The organism is Lentilactobacillus kosonis (genome assembly GCF_003864335.1).
GTDB classification, from domain to species: Bacteria; Bacillota; Bacilli; order Lactobacillales; family Lactobacillaceae; genus Lentilactobacillus; species Lentilactobacillus kosonis.
Genome location: NZ_BEXA01000001.1, coordinates 322509 through 338745, shown reverse-complemented (window position 1 = coordinate 338745; position 16237 = coordinate 322509). Strand labels below are relative to the sequence as shown.

Here is a 16237-nt window from a genome sequence, read left to right as displayed (position 1 = left end):
GTGTTCACTCAATATAGTTACCCAAATTTCAAGCCAATGGAAAGAGGGCATTCTTTTATGAAAGAAAATAATAAAGAATCACAAATTACAGAAGGTTCAAAGAGTTTAGATGAAGTAAATGGTAGTATTCAGGTTCCTGATAATGCAGGATTTTGGCGGACATTAGCAGCATATACCGGTCCTGGAGTATTAATCGCAGTTGGTTATATGGACCCAGGTAACTGGATTACGTCAATTGCTGGTGGAGCTCAGTTTAAATACAAGTTACTATCAGTGGTAATGATTTCTAGTTTGATCGCCATGTTACTACAATCCATGGCAGCTAAACTAGGTATTGTAACCGGAAAAGATTTAGCCCAGTTAACACGAGAACACACTTCAAAATGGGGTGGAATTGTACTTTGGGTTATTACGGAACTTGCAATTATGGCAACGGATATTGCGGAAATTATCGGTTCAGCGATTGCAATTAAATTATTGTTCAATATTCCATTAATCGTCGGAATTATTATTACCGCAGCCGATGTTTTGATTTTATTATTATTGATGCGATTAGGTTTTAGAAAAATTGAAGCCATTGTGGCAACGTTAGTTGTAGTTATCCTAGCAGTTTTCCTTTATGAAGTTGCTTTGGCTCAACCAAACATTAAGCAGATGTTTGAGGGATATGTTCCAACTAAAGAGATTATTACTAACAAGTCAATGCTTTATTTGACCCTTGGAATCGTTGGGGCAACTGTAATGCCTCATGATTTGTTCCTTGGATCATCAATTTCTCAAACTCGGGCAGTTGATCGCCAGAACGAAAAGGCCCTTGCAAAGGCCATTAAATTTACGACCATTGATTCAAATATTCAATTGACAATTGCATTTGTTGTTAATAGTTTACTATTAGTACTAGGTGCCGCTTTGTTCTTTGGCACTGACAGCACCCTTGGCCGATTTGTTGATTTATTTAATTCATTGAACAATCCTCAAATTGTTGGGGCCATTGCTAGTCCAATGTTAAGTATGTTATTCGCAGTTGCATTGCTTTCATCAGGTCAAAGCTCAACCATTACGGGAACTTTAGCTGGTCAAATCATTATGGAAGGTTTTATTAATCTGCATATGCCAATGTGGGCTCAAAGATTATTAACCAGATTGATTTCTGTAACACCAGTGTTAGCCTTCGCCATTTATTATCACGGTAACGAAGCGAAGATTGAAGACCTCTTAACCTTTTCACAAGTATTCTTAAGTGTTGCTTTACCGTTCGCGGTTGTTCCACTGGTGATCTTCACTAGTGATAAGAAGTTGATGGGTAAGTTCGCTAATCATGCTTGGGTAAAGTGGTCGGCTTGGACAGCAAGCGCCGTTTTAATTGCTTTGAATATTTATTTGATTCTTCAAACACTCGGTGTGGTTAAGTAATAAATTAATTAATAATCAAACTAGCAGGGTCTTAAGTTTAAGATTCTGCTTTTTATTTGGCCTGAAAATATGGTTTACTATTGTTATAGTTAAACGAAATGAGATGATTATTATTCATATTGATATGGTTAACGCGATAATGATTTTATTTCCTGCTGGAATTGTGGCAGGCATTATGAGTTCCACAACGGGGATGGCTTCATTAGTTTCCTACCCAGCATTACTTGCGGTCGGGGTGCCACCGGTATTTGCCAATATGACCAACACGGTTTCATTAGTATTAGCAGGCGCAGGTGCTACTGTATCTTCTCGTAGGGAGTTAAGACACCATGCTAAGGATCTGTTAAAAGTTTTACCTCTGACGCTAATTGGAAGTGTGATTGGAGCAATCTTACTACTTGAGCAACCAGCTGATACATTTGAAAAAGTAGTACCATTTTTTGTATTGGCTGCAGGGTTATTATTAGCGTTTCCGCCATCGGCGTCATCATTAGAACTCAGGCGGGTTAGTAAAATTAGGTCGATTGGTTTTGATGCCATGATTATTGTTGTGGGTGCATATACTGGTTATTTTGGCGCCGCAGGCGGGGTCATGCTATTAGCGTTGCTATCACGAAGTGGTAAGTATGAGTTTACTACCTATAATGCACTGAAAAATGTTTCGTTAGGAGCGTCAAATTTATTGGCCGCTATTATTTATTCACTACGATCACGAGTGTATTGGTTATTGGTTATTCCATTAGCCATCGGCTTTTTTATTGGTGGTTTCATCGGCCCACAAATCGTTCGTCACATTCCCGAAAGAATAATGAAGGGCATTGTTGTGATTGGAGCCATTGGATTATCAATTTGGTTATTTGTAGATGCATATGGGTTAGTATAATGTAGACAAAAAGCTCAGCTAGTAATTTACTAACTGAGCTTTTTGCTAATTTAATATAGTAAGATTAATAATCTTTTGGATTTGGACGAACTGGAACTTGGTTAAAATTTGAATTATCAATATCAGATATTGTTGATGTGTCAGTATCAACGGAATTATTTGAACTTCCTCCCAGTTTTGCTTGAAGAGTCTTAACAATCTCAGCGTGTTTTTCTTCAGTCAAAGTAACCTTTCTAAAGAAAATAAATGCCGCTACAATAAGTAGAATAATAGGAATGTAGAACATAAACGCATTGAATTCTTGAACCCCAGAAGCCGAAATATCACTTGGTTTAGCATTTCCAGTCATTCCAACAGCAACGGCAACAAAACCAACGACTCCGTTTGATACAGCACCAGCAAGCTTATCAATTAATGGTCTTACTGATAAAGTTACTGATTCGTTACGAGTACCGTTCTTAAGCTGACCAAATTCAACAGAATCGGTGATAAACATTAATGTTGAGAGGAAGATTAGTGGGTATGGGAAGAAGTAGAATGATACAGCGACAAGTACTAATGGTAGGTTTTGACCAGCAAACAAGAAAATTATGTAACCGAGGAGCATTAAGCCAATTCCGCCAACGTAGATAGCTTTACGGTGAATTAACGACTCAAGCATTGGGTAAATTGCAACTGAGATAACTCCTAAGATACAGGTGATAACTCCAACCCAAGTATAAGCAGCAGCGTTACCTAAACGATATCTGAAGTAGTACATTAATAATGAATTCGTAATAACATAGCTAAATGCGAATAAGAAGTAAGATGCGGCGATCCAAAGTAATTGGCTGTTATTACCGATGGCTTTGAAGACATCTTTGACAGTTGTATGATGAGTATCGCTACGAATTGCATTGTGTTCTTCTTTAAGATTCCAACAAATAATTGCCGCACCAACCACACATAGTAAAGCAACGATTACAACATATGAAGTCCAGCCGGCTTTGGTTTGAGTACCAAATGGAACTTTAGAGAAGATATGAGAGAATAGTAAAATTGCAGGTGTAATAATTACAATTACAATTTGAGCACCTAAAGTTGAACCAATCCGTGATGCGGTACCAAATCGTGAACGAGCTTTAGAATCAAGGCTCATTGCAGGAAGCATGGACCAAAGAGCAATGTCACTGAATGAGTAGAAAACGTCAATAATTACAAATGTGATTCCCAAAAGTACTAAGTAGAAGATAGGGTTACTAGTTGATAATCCGAAATAATCTGAGAACAAGAACAGTAAACCAATGGCTGCGATAATTGATCCGGATAGAATCCATGGTCTGAATTTACCCCAGCGAGTTTCCGTGTTATCAACAACCCCGCCGATTAAGGGATCAAACATGATTTCACCAACTCTAATTACCACAATGAGTAACGTTACCATACCGACCATTTTTTCATCGCCGCTGTTGGTAAACAACTGACTAGTGATGAACATCATGAAGTAGATACTTAACGTATTATAAAATGCATCGTGACCGAAAGCACCGAATGCATAAGATAGATATTGTTTCAAACTGATCACCTCATTAATTTTATTTCATAGTTTTGCAAAACGATTTTACTAAATAACTTACAGAACGTATTATAGAAAAGAAAACGCTTACCTGCAAGCGCTTTCAAAATAATTAATTTATTCACAATTAAAGAATCGTTGATCTATGTATGAGAGCGATTTTAAATAATTTATTATAAGTCGATTTTGTGATTACTAGCACAATGGTAAGTAAAAAGCCCGCCAATTTATATAATTGGTGGGCTTTAATGGTGAAAAACTAAAATAATTGACTCAGATAATTATTAACCGCTGGAAGAGCAGCTCCAGTTGCGACTGGTTTGAAACAGCGATCCCAACGCTTAAGTATGGATCTTCATCAGGAAATGCAGTAATTTGTTTAATTCGACCTACTAAGTCAGTAAGGGTGTCTTGATTTAGATATTGTGATAATTCTCCGGCGATTATTAAGCGGTTATCAAGAAACATATGGAAGTTATTTATGGCTTCTGCTAAATAGTTTAAGAAAGTATCCCATCTTTTTGGGCATCTGGATCCTCACTATTCAATTTGTCCATAAATTGATCCAGAGTTTCGTTTTGAGTTAGTAATGAATTAATTGAACAGTATGTTTCAACACATCCATAGCGACCGCAATAACAATGACGTTTGCTATCAGCATTTAGTTTGACGTGTTCTAAAGTACCGCTACGTCCGTTTTGACCAGTATAGATATGATCATTGATAATAATTGCTGTTCCGATATGATCATTTATTGATAAGTAAATGGCATCATCATGGGAGTGACTTAAGAACTGTTCAGCAACGGCTACACAGTCAGCATCATGGAAGAACATAATAGCATAAGGCAGTCTATCCGTGAATACCTTAGTTGTTAATCCGGTACAATCCATGATTTTTCCATACAGAACCGTTTGGCCATCATGAGAAATTAGACCTGGAATACTAATGCCAATTTGAATAATTTGATCGGGATTAAATGAATTCATCTTAATAAATAAGGATATCCACTGACAAACGTTATCAAAATAAGTATCAGTATTTTCGAATTTTAGTGACAAACTACTATTAGCTACTTCACCACCGTTTAGATCTAATGCCACTAAATTAATATGTTCTTTGTTCAATTCAAGTCCTAAGGATAGATGTTTCTTAGCATTGATTGAATAGGCAATTGCCCGTCTGCCAACGGATGATTTAAATTTACCGTTTATGTATATTAAATCATCTTCCTCTAATAACTGAAGATTAGTAGTTACGGTTGGTAGGCTAAGATTTAAAGATGTTGCGATCTCTTGCTTGGATATTTTTTGATTAGAGTAAATTAATTTCAAAATTCTTGAATAGTTTGAACTTTTCGAAAATTCCGATTCACTACTTTGCATAATGAATTGTTCGCCTCCCATTAATATTTATCTTGTATTTCAATTCTAAAATATCATTATAGGTAAATAAAAAGCAACGGCAGCGTTTGTAAGCGTTTTTAAAAATATACCTCAAAACGCTTGACATTATTTTGTAAGCGTTTTAGTATGAAACTCGTAATAAAGAAACGCATTTTATAAAAACTGATTTATGAAATACGCAAAACTACTTAGGAGGCACCAATTATGGGTATTCTTGAAAGAATGTCATTAAAGGGCAAGAAAATTTACGTAACTGGCGGTGCCCAGGGGCTAGGAAAATCAATGGCCACTGGTTTAGCTGAAGCAGGTGCGGATATTGCCATTGTCGATATCAATGGTGAAGAAGCACAAGCAACAGCAAAGAAAATCGCTGATGCAACTGGACAAAAAGTCATTGCTGTTAAGACTGATGTTACGGATCCTGAACAAGTTCAAAACATGGTTGATACAGTAGTTTCTGAACTCGGTGGCTTAGATGCTGCATTTAATAATGCGGGAATTTGTATTAACATTCCTGCTGAAGACATGCCATATGATAAATGGCTTAAGGTTGTTAATTTAAACCTAAACGCAGTATTCCTATGCTCACAAGCTGCTGGTCGCTACATGATCAAGCAAGGACATGGTTCAATTATCAATACTGCTTCAATGTCAGCACATATTGTTAACCGTCCACAACCTCAATGTTCATACAACGCAACTAAGAACGGAGTTATTCAACTCTCGAAATCACTTGCAATTGAATGGGCTAAAAAAGGTGTGCGTGTTAACACAATCAGTCCCGGTTACATGGGTACAGATTTGACTCTTAATTCTGAAGACCTCAAGCCATTAATCAAGACTTGGAACGACTGGGCTCCACTTGGTCGTATGGGCCGTCCTGATGAATTACAAGGAATCGCTGTTTACTTAGCTGGTGATACTAGTTCATTTACAACTGGAGACGATTACTTAGTTGATGGTGCATTTACTGCTTGGTAAAAAGTAAAAAATATGTTGAAACCCAAAAATGCAATCAGTGACTGAAAGTGTTTTTGGGTTTCTTTTATTGAAAGAGGGAAATTAAAATGAAGTATTTAATCGGAACTGACATTGGAACTTCTGGAACTAAAAGTATTTTAATGGATACTAACGGTAAGTTGATTGCTCAAGATTTGGAAGAATACGATGTTTTAACTCCAAAGCCATTATGGGCAGAACAATGGCCAGATGTTTGGGTAGATGCAACTAAGGAATCAATCAAGCAAACGGTTGCTAAATCAGGCGTTGATCCTAAAGACATCAAAGGTATCGGTCTTAGTGGTTTATACGGTGGTTCAGGGGTTCCAGTTGATGAAAACATCGAACCAGTTCGTCCATGTTTGATTTGGATGGACCGTCGGGCTGAAAAAGAAACTGCATGGGTTAAAGAACACATCGATAGCAAACGGTTAACAGAGATTACCGGTAACGATGTGGTTGATCCATACTATGGATACACTAAGATTCTTTGGATCAAGAACAACGAACCTGAAAACTGGAAGAAGACCAGAATGTTCTTGCCACCTAGCAACTATGCTATCTACAAGTTAACTGGTAAGGTTTCAATTGACCATACTGCTGCTGGTAACTTAGGTGGATTATATGACATCAACACTCATACTTGGTCAAAAGAAATGCTTGATGCAATGGGCATTCCTGAAAGCATGATGCCAACGCCAATCGTTGACTCAACTACTGAAGTTGGTGGCTTAACTAAAGATGTAGCTGCCGAATTAGGTCTAGTTGAAGGTACTCCAATCGTTTCTGGTGGGGTCGATGTTGGTGCTGCTAACGTTGGAATGGGTATTTTCAAACCTGGTAAGTATGTTGCTGCTATTGGTCAATCAATGAACGCCGCCTTAGTTAGTGAAAAACCAATTAAGGGTCAAGGTTTAATCGTTTGGCCATACCCATACAAATCAGAAGAATTATGCTACAACTTCTCTGGTTCAGCTACTGCTGGTGCCATTACTAAATGGTTCCGTGATAACTTTGCTGAACTTGAAAAGGAACGCCAAAAAGAAGGCGGCGACAATGCTTACGTTGCCTTGAACAAGGAATCTGACAAGATTGAACCAGGTAGTGAAGGATTAGTTGTATTACCATACTTCATGGGTGAACGAGCACCAATCTGGAACTCTGATGCTAAAGGAACGATCTTTGGTCTTTCATTAGCTCACACTAAGGCTCACATCTACCACGCATTCCAAGAAGCTGTCTGCTACGCATTGAGACACAGTATTGATATGACTGGTAAAGACATGGGTGATTACATTATCATCGCTGGTGGGGTTACTAACTCACCTGAATGGGTTCAAATGTTTGCTGATGTTACTGGTTACGCTGTTCGAACACCAATCGAAGATGCTGAAGCTAACTTGGGTGATGTTATGTTATCCGGTTTAAGTACTGGTGTCTTAGATGTCGATCAAGTACAAAAATGGCAAGTATTGGGCGAACCTGTAAAGCCAAATCCAGAACGTCATGAAGCATACAACAAGTACTATGCTTTGTACCGTGACTTATACGAAGATCTTAGCAAGGATATGAGTAAATTAACCCAAATCCAACGGTCAGTTAGTGCTAAGAAAGACGAATTAGTTAATAATTAATTTTAATAAAACAAACCACCCTCACTATACCTAGTGGAGGTGGTTTGTTTTAGATATTAGTAATATATCATTGCTATTAGTATCGTTAGAATTAAAGGGATTCCTAAATTAAATTTATATTCATTACCAATGCTAATAACCGCTTTAAACCAGTTTACTAAGAAAAAACGCTTATATTGATATTTGAGTTTATCCCGATAGTCACGAGCAATAGCTGCTGAAATTTTTAAAAGTAAAAAGATCAAGTACAATTCTGTTAGATACTCAGCTAGTACAACTAAAGAAAAGATAGCTAGTTCCCAATAACCGGAGCTACTTTTCAGTAAAGAAACGGATAAATAGATGTCTCCGGATGTGAACAGTGCACTTTCAAAAATTATCCATAGTGAAGAAAACAAATATGTTGGAATCATAGTTAAGATAAATGCGGGAACTAATAAATTTATCAAAACATTTCCTTGGTTAAATATTGCCTGAATAATACCTTCGCTACCAATAGTTACACTGCCAGCTTTTGATTTAATAGGTGTGGGTAAGATAGTTGGTGCATAAATTAAAACTACTATAAGTATGGCTAGTGAAATTAACATCCATGGAATAATTAATAAATTTTCATGCCACAACTGAGTGATCCAAGACTTGGTTTTACTAATATTCATTATAATCACTATCTTTTCAATAAGCTTATTTACACTTTTATTATAGCTTAATTAGGAAAACCAGACTGAGAAACAGGGGTTAAATAATTATTTGATTGAATTTGTGCCATCTCGAAAACCATCGATGCTACTGTGAATAGCGTCAGGAATTAAATTGGCAAGCAGCACAATAGCAACAACGATTATCATAATACGGGTTATATTGAACCACATGGTTTGTCGCTTTGTTAACGGTTGGTTTTTAAGACTGAAAAGTAGTCCAATAGAACTAATGTATAATATAAAATAAGCCAAATTTTTAAGTGATTCTAACATTTTGCATACCTCCGATTGGTTTTTAGTTATAAAAATTAGATTTTGAAATAAATTGTCTATGGTATTATTATCCTGATTAACTGAACTATAAGGGTGGCTGAATATATGAACGTTGCTGAAAAATTAAAGCTTTGCCGAAAAAAGTAAAAATCTAACCCAAGAACAACTCGCGAATCAGTTATATGTTTCAAGAAAAACAATATCGAGCTGGGAAACAGGTCGTAATTATCCAGACATTAATAGTCTGATTAAAATGAGTAAAATTTTTGATGTTTCAATGGATGATTTGTTGCGTGATGATCGAATGCTAAATCACTATGCAGCACAAGAAAGGCAGTTAACTAAAAGTCATAAGCTTGATCGCTACTCATATTACTTTGGTGCCATGATGCTAGCCTTGAGTTATGTTAATCTCTTTAGAGTAGGCGGATTTCATTTGGAGATTATTCCAATGATCTTAGTAGCTAACGCAGTGATTTTGGCCTTTAATTACTCAGAATGGCATCGATTTAATATTTCAAGAATATTAATAATGCTAGGCGTGCTTTGTATGAGTCTTTTAACGAATGGAATTATAATTGGACTTAGTCCTAACCTGCAAAAAACATTCGCTGTGACAAATACAGCTCGAACTATTGGCAGATTTACTGGCAACGTAGTACTGACAATTATCCTATCAATAAGTATGACATTAATAATATTTTTAAGGCCAAGGCACAATTAAAGCCGACAGTTTATTAGTCGATGTATATTTATAATGCATCACTTCCTTTAGCTACATATTAGAATGGACAAACATTTCGCTCAAGCTATGTTTGGTAGACATACGAATAAGCTTATATAAAAGCGCAAACCATCAGACTTTAGTTTGCGTTTTTGTATAAGCGTTATGATGATGTAAAGCAATCAGACGAATCTAAAGAGATATTACTAATAGTTATTTTGTGCTGTATGTTATCGTATATATTACTGACTAAGATGAGATGTATGATTTACCGGTGACCATAATTTATAATTAGGGTGTGGATGTACTTAATATTTGATGTTAAGCACAGATATATTCATGTTAGGTGCTGGTAAATATAATAAATTTATTTACCAGCGTTAGCATGGGTGGCATTGGTTGAATCTAAAAAACCATAAGTGATATCGGTATATTACAATTTCTCATTAGTACTTATAGATTAGCGAGGATAATTAGATGGCTTTTAATGTTAAGAATATTGATTTTATGACTAGCGATAGCAAAATCGCATTTACTGGATTAAGTGATTCAGAAATTAGTACACTTGAAGCTGGTGAAGATGTCTATCCAATTAAATGGACAGCGGTAATAAAGCTAGCTTCCAAAGAAAAATTGAGTGAGTTCGCTGATCAATTACAATCTAGTTATTCAGTGAGACTTACATTGGACAATGGTGATACCTATGAGATGCTTACGGGATCAGGTAGTGAAATGTTTACCAAAATTGATATCAATCACCAAAATTCTGCAGTTGTGATTGAATCGGCGCTGACCAAAAAAGCCGAAGACAACTAGAGAAAAACGGCAACCACCTACTGATGGTTGCCGTTTTTTATTATAGATAATTTTATTTTATCAGAATTGTTTTTTATGTTTTCGGCTAGCATGGTTCTCTTTGAGTTCGTATGTAGCCCATGATACCAAAATAGCTACTAAGAAGATTAACGAAATATATAAAATAATCATTCCATAGTTATCACTATGGGCACTGTTCCATAATCTTTGGCCATAGAGACTTAACCCGAGGGCTGGACCAACGAAAACTTGAGCAGATTGTCTTTTAACAATTTTTAGTGAGCTTATACTTAAAATTAAGACAATTATAAGCGAAAACCAATATTCTGGATAGATGGCGTAGACTGACAAGATAATACAAAGTAGCATAAAAATATAGATTGATACTAACAAGATAGGACCAAAATTCTTTTGAATAATTTTAATTCCCCCAGATAATTATATGATTTTAGTTTGCTTTTCTCGATTATATTATCATTACAACACTATTATGATAAATGGACAAGGCAAGTTTATTAATAGGCTATTTATATTAGGTAAGCGCCTAACTTAATAATCAATAGCCTAAATAAAACAGAATGTAACAGGTTAGTTGCTCGTACAAGTAATCCATTAACGGTAATGTTAAGGAGACGAAAGAGAGGTTATCCAAGATAATGACATCATTAGGTGAACAAATAAAAAACCGCCGTGAGGAATTGTCTATTACTCAGCAACAATTAGCGGATAAATTATATATTACCAGACAGACAATTTCGCGATGGGAAAATAATCAGACTGTGCCTAATCTTGATACGTTGGTTATCCTTAGTGATTTACTTAACCTTTCGTTAGACAGATTACTAAGGGAGGATGAGCAAGTAGTGGTAAATAAAATGAGTACAGATATTCGATTAAAGCAACGTTATCAACGATGGCTGATTATAAGTGGATTGCTGCTATTACTAATTAGTGGCTTATTAGGATTACTTAGTTGGGGCAGATCGCGTCAAGATGGCACCATTGATCGGTTTAATCCATTTTTACCATATAAATATGGCTACGCAGTTTTACCTAAACGTACGCCAACTAAAATCCAACAAGAAGTATCAACTGATACGCAGGGAAACATCATCAACTAGCAACTAAAGTCCCACAGCCAGTGACGGCATATGTGCGGGATAATCCATTTGGCGGAGGAGAATGGCTAACATTTCAAGTAGGCATGATTCCAGAAGCGGGACAAAATTATGTGTATGTCCAGCACAAAGGTTCATTTGTCAAAAATGCAACGTTAATTCATCGCCAAGCCATCCCAAAAAACATGCGTCCGGTTGTTGGGACTGAATATTTCACATACAATTACAAAACATTTGGCCCTAAAACTACGGCTAATCCTTTCAAATAAAAAAGCCGGCATAGCAGAATTAATATCGTTATGCCGGCCTTTTTAGGAATTTAGATAATTAATTAAGAGATTCGAAATAAAATGATAAATTACTCGAAGTCAAATGAATCAGGATCTGGTCCGACGCGTAAATCTTCATTCAGTTCATTTAGCTGATTCATTTCGTTATCAGTTAGTTCAAAGTCGAAGATATCGGCGTTATTATGCATTCGCTCGATATGAGTTGATTTGACGTTTAGTAAAATATCTTGTTGAACATCCCAACGTAAGATTATCTGGGCAGTGGATTTATTATGATGGGTAGCAATTGATTCAATAATGGGATTGCTTAATAATTTTCCTTGCATAAGTGGTGACCATGCTTGAATTTTGATGTCCTTTGATTCACTGTACTTGCGCAATTCAAGTTGAGATAATTTTGGATGTAATTCAATTTGATTAATGGCTGGGATGACTTTAGCGAACGTAAACAATTTTTCTAAATGCTGAATCTGAAAATTGCTAACCCCAATTGCTTTTATTTTACCAACAGCATACAGTTCTTCCAGTGCTTTCCATGAATCCTCAAAGGCATCAGATCCTGGCCAATGGATTAAAAACAAATCTAAATAATCTAAATCAAGCCGGTCAAGACTGGCATTGAATTCAGCGATTGTTTCGTCGTGAGTGAGGTGGTTATTCCATACTTTGAGGTTATAAATAGGTCTTCGCGAGAAAGATTGGCCGCTTTTAGACCTCCTTTAATTCCCTTTCCAGTACCGATTTCGTTTCCGTAAATTGCGGCGGTATCAATTAGGCGATATCCATTTACGATGGCGTTTTTTACTACGCTAGGAGTATCTTTTTCTGAAATTTGAAATACGCCCAACCCTAATCCAGGAATCTTGGTTCCGTTGTTCAATTCAACTGTGTCTGATAATGAATTAATCATTGCATATCTCTCCTTGGGGGTTTTTATTTATCATATCTGCAAGTTAATTCGGTGTATAGTACGCACTTTTAGGTGCTATAAGTACTAAAAAGTAACCTTTGAAAAATTATTAGGAATAAAAAAGCGATGACTTATTTAGTTATAGTCATCGTTTTTGCTATTAGATATTAAGCTTGCTCTTTCTCCAAATCAATTAAAATCTTAGCTTGGGATTTATCTGAAGTTAATGCTTCAAACCCATCTTCAACAATATCATCTAAATCAATATGTTTAGTAATAACTGGTTTGACATTAATTTGACCGCTGGTCACTAGATCAACAGTTTGTTGGAAGGTCTTCATTGAATAAGCAATGGTGGTAGTAATTTGAACCCCAGAATTCATGAGCTGCATAGGATCAAATTGGATAGAATGAGCAAAAATTGAAACAATTACCATTTTTCCTCGGGCCTTGGTTGCATCAATTGCTTGTTCAAATGTTGGTTGAACGCCAGCAACTTCAAAGGAAACATCTACACCATTGGGAACGATTTCGTGAATTTTTTTAATGGCATCCTCATTAGCGGGGTTGATAACGTCGGTGGCCCCCATTTCTTTTGCTTTATTTAATCGAACTTCTGATAGATCAATCGAAATGATTTCGTAGCACCGGCTGCTTTTGCAGCGGCAGCAACCAGCACGCCAATGGGACCAGCACCAAAGATCGCAACGGTTTCTCCGAATTTTAAATTACCTTCTTTAACTGCTTGAACAGCAACCGCGGTTGGTTCAATGGTAGCCGCAAGTTCTAATGGGAAGTCCTTGGGCAATTGATACAAGTTTTCTTCGGGAACATTGACGAGAGCGGTGAAACCACCATCATTACTCAAGCCAATAAAACTGTAGCCATCGTAAACGTCGATATCATCAGGAGTGTCATGATGTGTAATGGTCGGATTAACAGATACGTGATCACCAGTTTTAAATTTGGTTACATTGGAGCCGACTTCTTGGATGACTCCAGAAAATTCATGGCCCATAGTCAGTGGTGCGTGTCCGCCAGTTAATTCATCAGTGTGATCAACTGGAATAAACACCGGACCTTCTAGGTATTCGTGAAGGTCACTACCACAAATTCCTGCCCAAGCGACTTTAATCACAACCTCATTGTCTTTGTGAGGCTTTAATTCAACATCTTCAACGCGAATATCTTTGACACCGTGCCATACAGCTGCTTTCATAATTAATCGTCTCCTTAAAGGTAGTTTTGAAAATGAGCGATGAATATAATGTAACCGTTTTCATCTACCTAAGATTTTACGCTTGTTTGGGCATTTAGGCTATCTATTTTTGAAAATAGATTGAAGTAAGGGAGAATTCGGGACTTTGGAATTATGAAATAATTGTTTTACGTTAATGTCAGGTTTAATGGTTCATCCCATTCGTAAATCCAGCAATAAAATCAATGATTTGAGGAATTGCTAATGATGAAAACCAAATAATCCCCCAAATTAAACCGGTTGTTGATAAACTAGCGTTAATTTTGCGCCAGTTAATATTCAAAGCCATAAAAATAAAAGTAATTAATTGAATTACACTTGTGATATTAGCAAGTCGTTCCTGTTTAAAACCAATAATTTTGGACAGGATGACGACAGTAGTTGCGATAATCAATCCAAGTCCGACAATCTTACTAATATTTGAATTTGTTTTTTTCTCTAAACTTTTCATAAATTGTTCATCTCCTCGAATAATTGCATCTAGCGAAACATCGAACGTATCGCTTATTGCAACAACGTTAGCAAAGCTTGGCCAAGCAAGATCTTTTTCCCACTTTGAGATTGATTGTCGGGAAATATGTATGTTGTCAGCTAATTCTTGTTGAGTCATATTGTTACTAGTTCTTAATTCTCTAATGCATTCTCCAATAGTCATAATCTCAGGACTCCTTTACAAATTCTATTATGGGCAATTGAGGGATATTTATGAAGCACCTATTAGTTGCAAGCGCCAGTTTAATTAAACATTATGATGTATTTACATACTTAAGAAATCAAAAAACGCAAACTACTAGAGAGTAGTTTGCGTTTGAAATGTTATTAAATTAGTTTGCCTTCACACTTAAGCTTTTAATTCCTGGCAGTGTCATCATTGTGATAAAGCTAATGATGTAGAGGACAGATAGAAATGTCATGACGACTGTGATTGAGTAGTGATCCATTAATAATCCGATAACGACTGATGAGAAACCACCAACAGCGCGACCAACGTTCACGATAATGTTATTGGCAGTTGAGCGAATTTCTGTTGGATATAGTCTAGAAATCACAGCTCCGTATCCGCCAAACATACCGTTTGAGAAGAAACCAACGATGGCGCCGATGATTAGTAAGGTTACAGTATTGTGGGCAAGGGTAATCGTGTAGACCATCATAGCTGATGCAATTAGGAAGATTCCAAATGCTCGTCGCGGTCCAAAGAAATCCATAATTGAGCCAAAAGTCATCATGCCTAGACTCATTCCTACAATCGTTGAAATCATCCATAGTGAAGAGCCCGAGACGTTTAGTCCAAGTTGTTTTTGGACAATGATTGGTAACCAGTTCATCAACCCAAAGTAACCGGCGATTTGGACCGTAGTCATAATCATAAGGGCGCCACTTTGATAAGCTAACTTTGGTGAGCTGAACATGTATTTAAAGACGGCTTTCCCGGTTGAGACATGGCTGCTTTGCTTGGCAGCAACAAATTCGTTAGTTTCCGTTAAGTGACGGCGAACAAAGTAGGTTAGGATGACTGGGACGATACCAAGAAGAAATAGTCCGTGCCAACCCAGAGAGGGAATGATGACTGCGGCAGCGATTGCCGCTAAGATGGCTCCAATTTGACCGCCGATGGCTGCAATTGAAGTCATTTTACCAATTTGGTTTTTTGAAAATGATTCAGCGATAATGGCAATGCCAACTCCATATTCACCGCCGGCACCGATTCCAGCTAAAAATCTTAGAATATAAATTAAGGTGATGTTGTTGGCGACCGCCATCATGGCCGTTGCAAAGGCAAAGATGAATATTGTGTAAGTGAATGTTTTGACGCGGCCCAATTTATCACCAACTAAACCGAATAAGATGCCACCAAAAAGCATTCCCAGGTTGGTAATCGATCCAATTAGACCAGCAGCCCCACCACTTAGGTGGAGGTCACTAATCATGGAGCTCATTGCAAACGAAAGAAAAAGCACATCCATGTTTTCTAAAGCAAATCCTGAACTAGTTGAAGCAATCGTCCATTTCTGCTTAGTCGTTAAGCCATGAGTGTGCAAGTTTACAGTAGTATTTTCCATGTGTCGTTCCTCCAAATGAATGCTCACAGGCATTCGTTATTTTTGTTGTATTGATTATTTCACGAACAAAAAAATAATGCAAGGGTAGATTAATCGCTAAAATTTTGCCTTGACATATTTTAACTGCATGATAAAGTTATTAGCAATAACAAGCTTTAATTTGGTTCAGAGAAGCCAAAAGCGGACGAATATAT

General features: G+C 36.8%; 15 protein-coding genes and 3 pseudogenes. 8 read left to right on the top strand and 10 right to left on the bottom strand.

Annotated elements, in window-relative coordinates; translation table 11 throughout:
- Positions 1-36: 36 nt before the first annotated feature.
- Complete coding sequence (locus tag NBRC111893_RS01785; RefSeq protein ID WP_125007763.1) at positions 37-1413, top strand: Nramp family divalent metal transporter; 1377 nt, start codon at positions 37-39, stop codon at positions 1411-1413.
- Between the two features lie 139 nt (positions 1414-1552).
- Positions 1553-2296: a sulfite exporter TauE/SafE family protein gene (locus tag NBRC111893_RS01780; RefSeq protein WP_225417483.1), complete on the top strand. Its 744-nt coding sequence runs from the start codon at positions 1553-1555 to the stop codon at positions 2294-2296.
- Positions 2297-2360: 64 nt separating this feature from the next.
- Here NBRC111893_RS01780 and NBRC111893_RS01775 read toward each other — a convergent pair whose 3' ends face one another.
- From NBRC111893_RS01775 to NBRC111893_RS01765, 3 genes are all read right to left on the bottom strand, one after another.
- Positions 2361-3851 carry a glycoside-pentoside-hexuronide (GPH):cation symporter gene (locus NBRC111893_RS01775; protein WP_125007762.1) on the bottom strand — a complete coding sequence of 497 codons (1491 nt, stop codon included), beginning with the start codon at positions 3849-3851 and terminating at the stop codon, positions 2361-2363.
- 273 nt (positions 3852-4124) lie between these two features.
- Positions 4125-4319, bottom strand: coding sequence for a hypothetical protein (locus tag NBRC111893_RS10640; RefSeq protein ID WP_125007761.1), 195 nt, complete (start codon positions 4317-4319; stop codon positions 4125-4127).
- A gap of 32 nt (positions 4320-4351) precedes the next feature.
- A complete protein-coding gene (locus NBRC111893_RS01765; RefSeq protein WP_160114427.1) occupies positions 4352-5236 on the bottom strand; it encodes an ROK family transcriptional regulator in 885 nt (294 codons plus the stop codon).
- 225 nt (positions 5237-5461) lie between these two features.
- Between NBRC111893_RS01765 and NBRC111893_RS01760 the strand changes: the two genes are divergently transcribed.
- Both NBRC111893_RS01760 and NBRC111893_RS01755 read left to right on the top strand, forming a co-directional pair.
- A complete protein-coding gene (locus NBRC111893_RS01760; RefSeq protein WP_125007759.1) occupies positions 5462-6238 on the top strand; it encodes an SDR family oxidoreductase in 777 nt (258 codons plus the stop codon).
- Between the two features lie 86 nt (positions 6239-6324).
- Complete coding sequence (locus tag NBRC111893_RS01755) at positions 6325-7890, top strand: FGGY-family carbohydrate kinase (RefSeq protein WP_125007758.1); 1566 nt, start codon at positions 6325-6327, stop codon at positions 7888-7890.
- A gap of 56 nt (positions 7891-7946) precedes the next feature.
- Here the strand turns inward: NBRC111893_RS01755 and NBRC111893_RS01750 are convergent, their stop codons facing one another.
- Together NBRC111893_RS01750 and NBRC111893_RS01745 are read right to left on the bottom strand one after the other, a co-directional pair.
- Positions 7947-8549, bottom strand: coding sequence for a hypothetical protein (locus NBRC111893_RS01750; protein WP_125007757.1), 603 nt, complete (start codon positions 8547-8549; stop codon positions 7947-7949).
- A gap of 87 nt (positions 8550-8636) precedes the next feature.
- A complete protein-coding gene (locus NBRC111893_RS01745) occupies positions 8637-8864 on the bottom strand; it encodes a hypothetical protein (RefSeq protein WP_125007756.1) in 228 nt (75 codons plus the stop codon).
- Between the two features lie 151 nt (positions 8865-9015).
- On the opposite strand from NBRC111893_RS01745, the pseudogene NBRC111893_RS01740 reads away from it, so the two are divergent.
- Together NBRC111893_RS01740 and NBRC111893_RS01735 are read left to right on the top strand one after the other, a co-directional pair.
- Positions 9016-9588 (top strand): annotated as a pseudogene (locus tag NBRC111893_RS01740) (helix-turn-helix domain-containing protein); the annotation flags it as partial.
- A 477-nt stretch (positions 9589-10065) separates the two neighbouring features.
- Positions 10066-10404: a hypothetical protein gene (locus tag NBRC111893_RS01735; protein ID WP_125007755.1), complete on the top strand. Its 339-nt coding sequence runs from the start codon at positions 10066-10068 to the stop codon at positions 10402-10404.
- A 60-nt stretch (positions 10405-10464) separates the two neighbouring features.
- Here NBRC111893_RS01735 and NBRC111893_RS10635 read toward each other — a convergent pair whose 3' ends face one another.
- Positions 10465-10797, bottom strand: coding sequence for a hypothetical protein (locus NBRC111893_RS10635; protein WP_125007754.1), 333 nt, complete (start codon positions 10795-10797; stop codon positions 10465-10467).
- Positions 10798-11060: 263 nt separating this feature from the next.
- On the opposite strand from NBRC111893_RS10635, the gene NBRC111893_RS10960 reads away from it, so the two are divergent.
- Together NBRC111893_RS10960 and NBRC111893_RS10955 are read left to right on the top strand one after the other, a co-directional pair.
- Positions 11061-11525, top strand: a complete 465-nt coding sequence (locus NBRC111893_RS10960) for a helix-turn-helix domain-containing protein (protein WP_225417481.1) — start codon at positions 11061-11063, stop codon at positions 11523-11525.
- Positions 11526-11545: 20 nt separating this feature from the next.
- Complete coding sequence (locus NBRC111893_RS10955) at positions 11546-11791, top strand: hypothetical protein (protein ID WP_225417480.1); 246 nt, start codon at positions 11546-11548, stop codon at positions 11789-11791.
- 89 nt (positions 11792-11880) lie between these two features.
- Here the strand turns inward: NBRC111893_RS10955 and NBRC111893_RS01720 are convergent.
- From NBRC111893_RS01720 to NBRC111893_RS01705, 4 genes and pseudogenes are all read right to left on the bottom strand, one after another.
- Positions 11881-12722, bottom strand: a pseudogene (locus tag NBRC111893_RS01720) (aldo/keto reductase).
- Between the two features lie 167 nt (positions 12723-12889).
- Positions 12890-13941, bottom strand: a pseudogene (locus NBRC111893_RS01715) (2,3-butanediol dehydrogenase).
- Between the two features lie 184 nt (positions 13942-14125).
- On the bottom strand, positions 14126-14635 hold the full coding sequence (locus NBRC111893_RS01710) for a helix-turn-helix domain-containing protein (RefSeq protein ID WP_125007753.1): 510 nt from the start codon (positions 14633-14635) through the stop codon (positions 14126-14128).
- A 169-nt stretch (positions 14636-14804) separates the two neighbouring features.
- The gene (locus NBRC111893_RS01705; RefSeq protein ID WP_125007752.1) at positions 14805-16043 is read right to left on the bottom strand and encodes an MFS transporter; all 1239 of its coding nucleotides are present in this window, start codon (positions 16041-16043) and stop codon (positions 14805-14807) included.
- Between the last annotated feature and the right edge of the window lie 194 nt (positions 16044-16237).

Excerpts from the sequence above, each read along its gene's own strand:
- NBRC111893_RS01750 (WP_125007757.1), bottom strand. The coding sequence starts at position 8,549 with ATGAATATTAGTAAAACCAAGTCTTGGATCACTCAGTTGTGGCATGAA.
- NBRC111893_RS10640 (WP_125007761.1), bottom strand. The coding sequence starts at position 4,319 with ATGTTTCTTGATAACCGCTTAATAATCGCCGGAGAATTATCACAATAT.
- NBRC111893_RS01755 (WP_125007758.1), top strand. The coding sequence starts at position 6,325 with ATGAAGTATTTAATCGGAACTGACATTGGAACTTCTGGAACTAAAAGT.
- NBRC111893_RS01710 (WP_125007753.1), bottom strand. The coding sequence starts at position 14,635 with ATGACTATTGGAGAATGCATTAGAGAATTAAGAACTAGTAACAATATG.
- NBRC111893_RS01745 (WP_125007756.1), bottom strand. The coding sequence starts at position 8,864 with ATGTTAGAATCACTTAAAAATTTGGCTTATTTTATATTATACATTAGT.
- NBRC111893_RS01780 (WP_225417483.1), top strand. The coding sequence starts at position 1,553 with ATGATTTTATTTCCTGCTGGAATTGTGGCAGGCATTATGAGTTCCACA.
- NBRC111893_RS01765 (WP_160114427.1), bottom strand. The coding sequence starts at position 5,236 with ATGCAAAGTAGTGAATCGGAATTTTCGAAAAGTTCAAACTATTCAAGA.
- NBRC111893_RS10960 (WP_225417481.1), top strand. The coding sequence starts at position 11,061 with ATGACATCATTAGGTGAACAAATAAAAAACCGCCGTGAGGAATTGTCT.
- NBRC111893_RS01785 (WP_125007763.1), top strand. The coding sequence starts at position 37 with ATGGAAAGAGGGCATTCTTTTATGAAAGAAAATAATAAAGAATCACAA.
- NBRC111893_RS01735 (WP_125007755.1), top strand. The coding sequence starts at position 10,066 with ATGGCTTTTAATGTTAAGAATATTGATTTTATGACTAGCGATAGCAAA.
- NBRC111893_RS01705 (WP_125007752.1), bottom strand. The coding sequence starts at position 16,043 with ATGGAAAATACTACTGTAAACTTGCACACTCATGGCTTAACGACTAAG.
- NBRC111893_RS01760 (WP_125007759.1), top strand. The coding sequence starts at position 5,462 with ATGGGTATTCTTGAAAGAATGTCATTAAAGGGCAAGAAAATTTACGTA.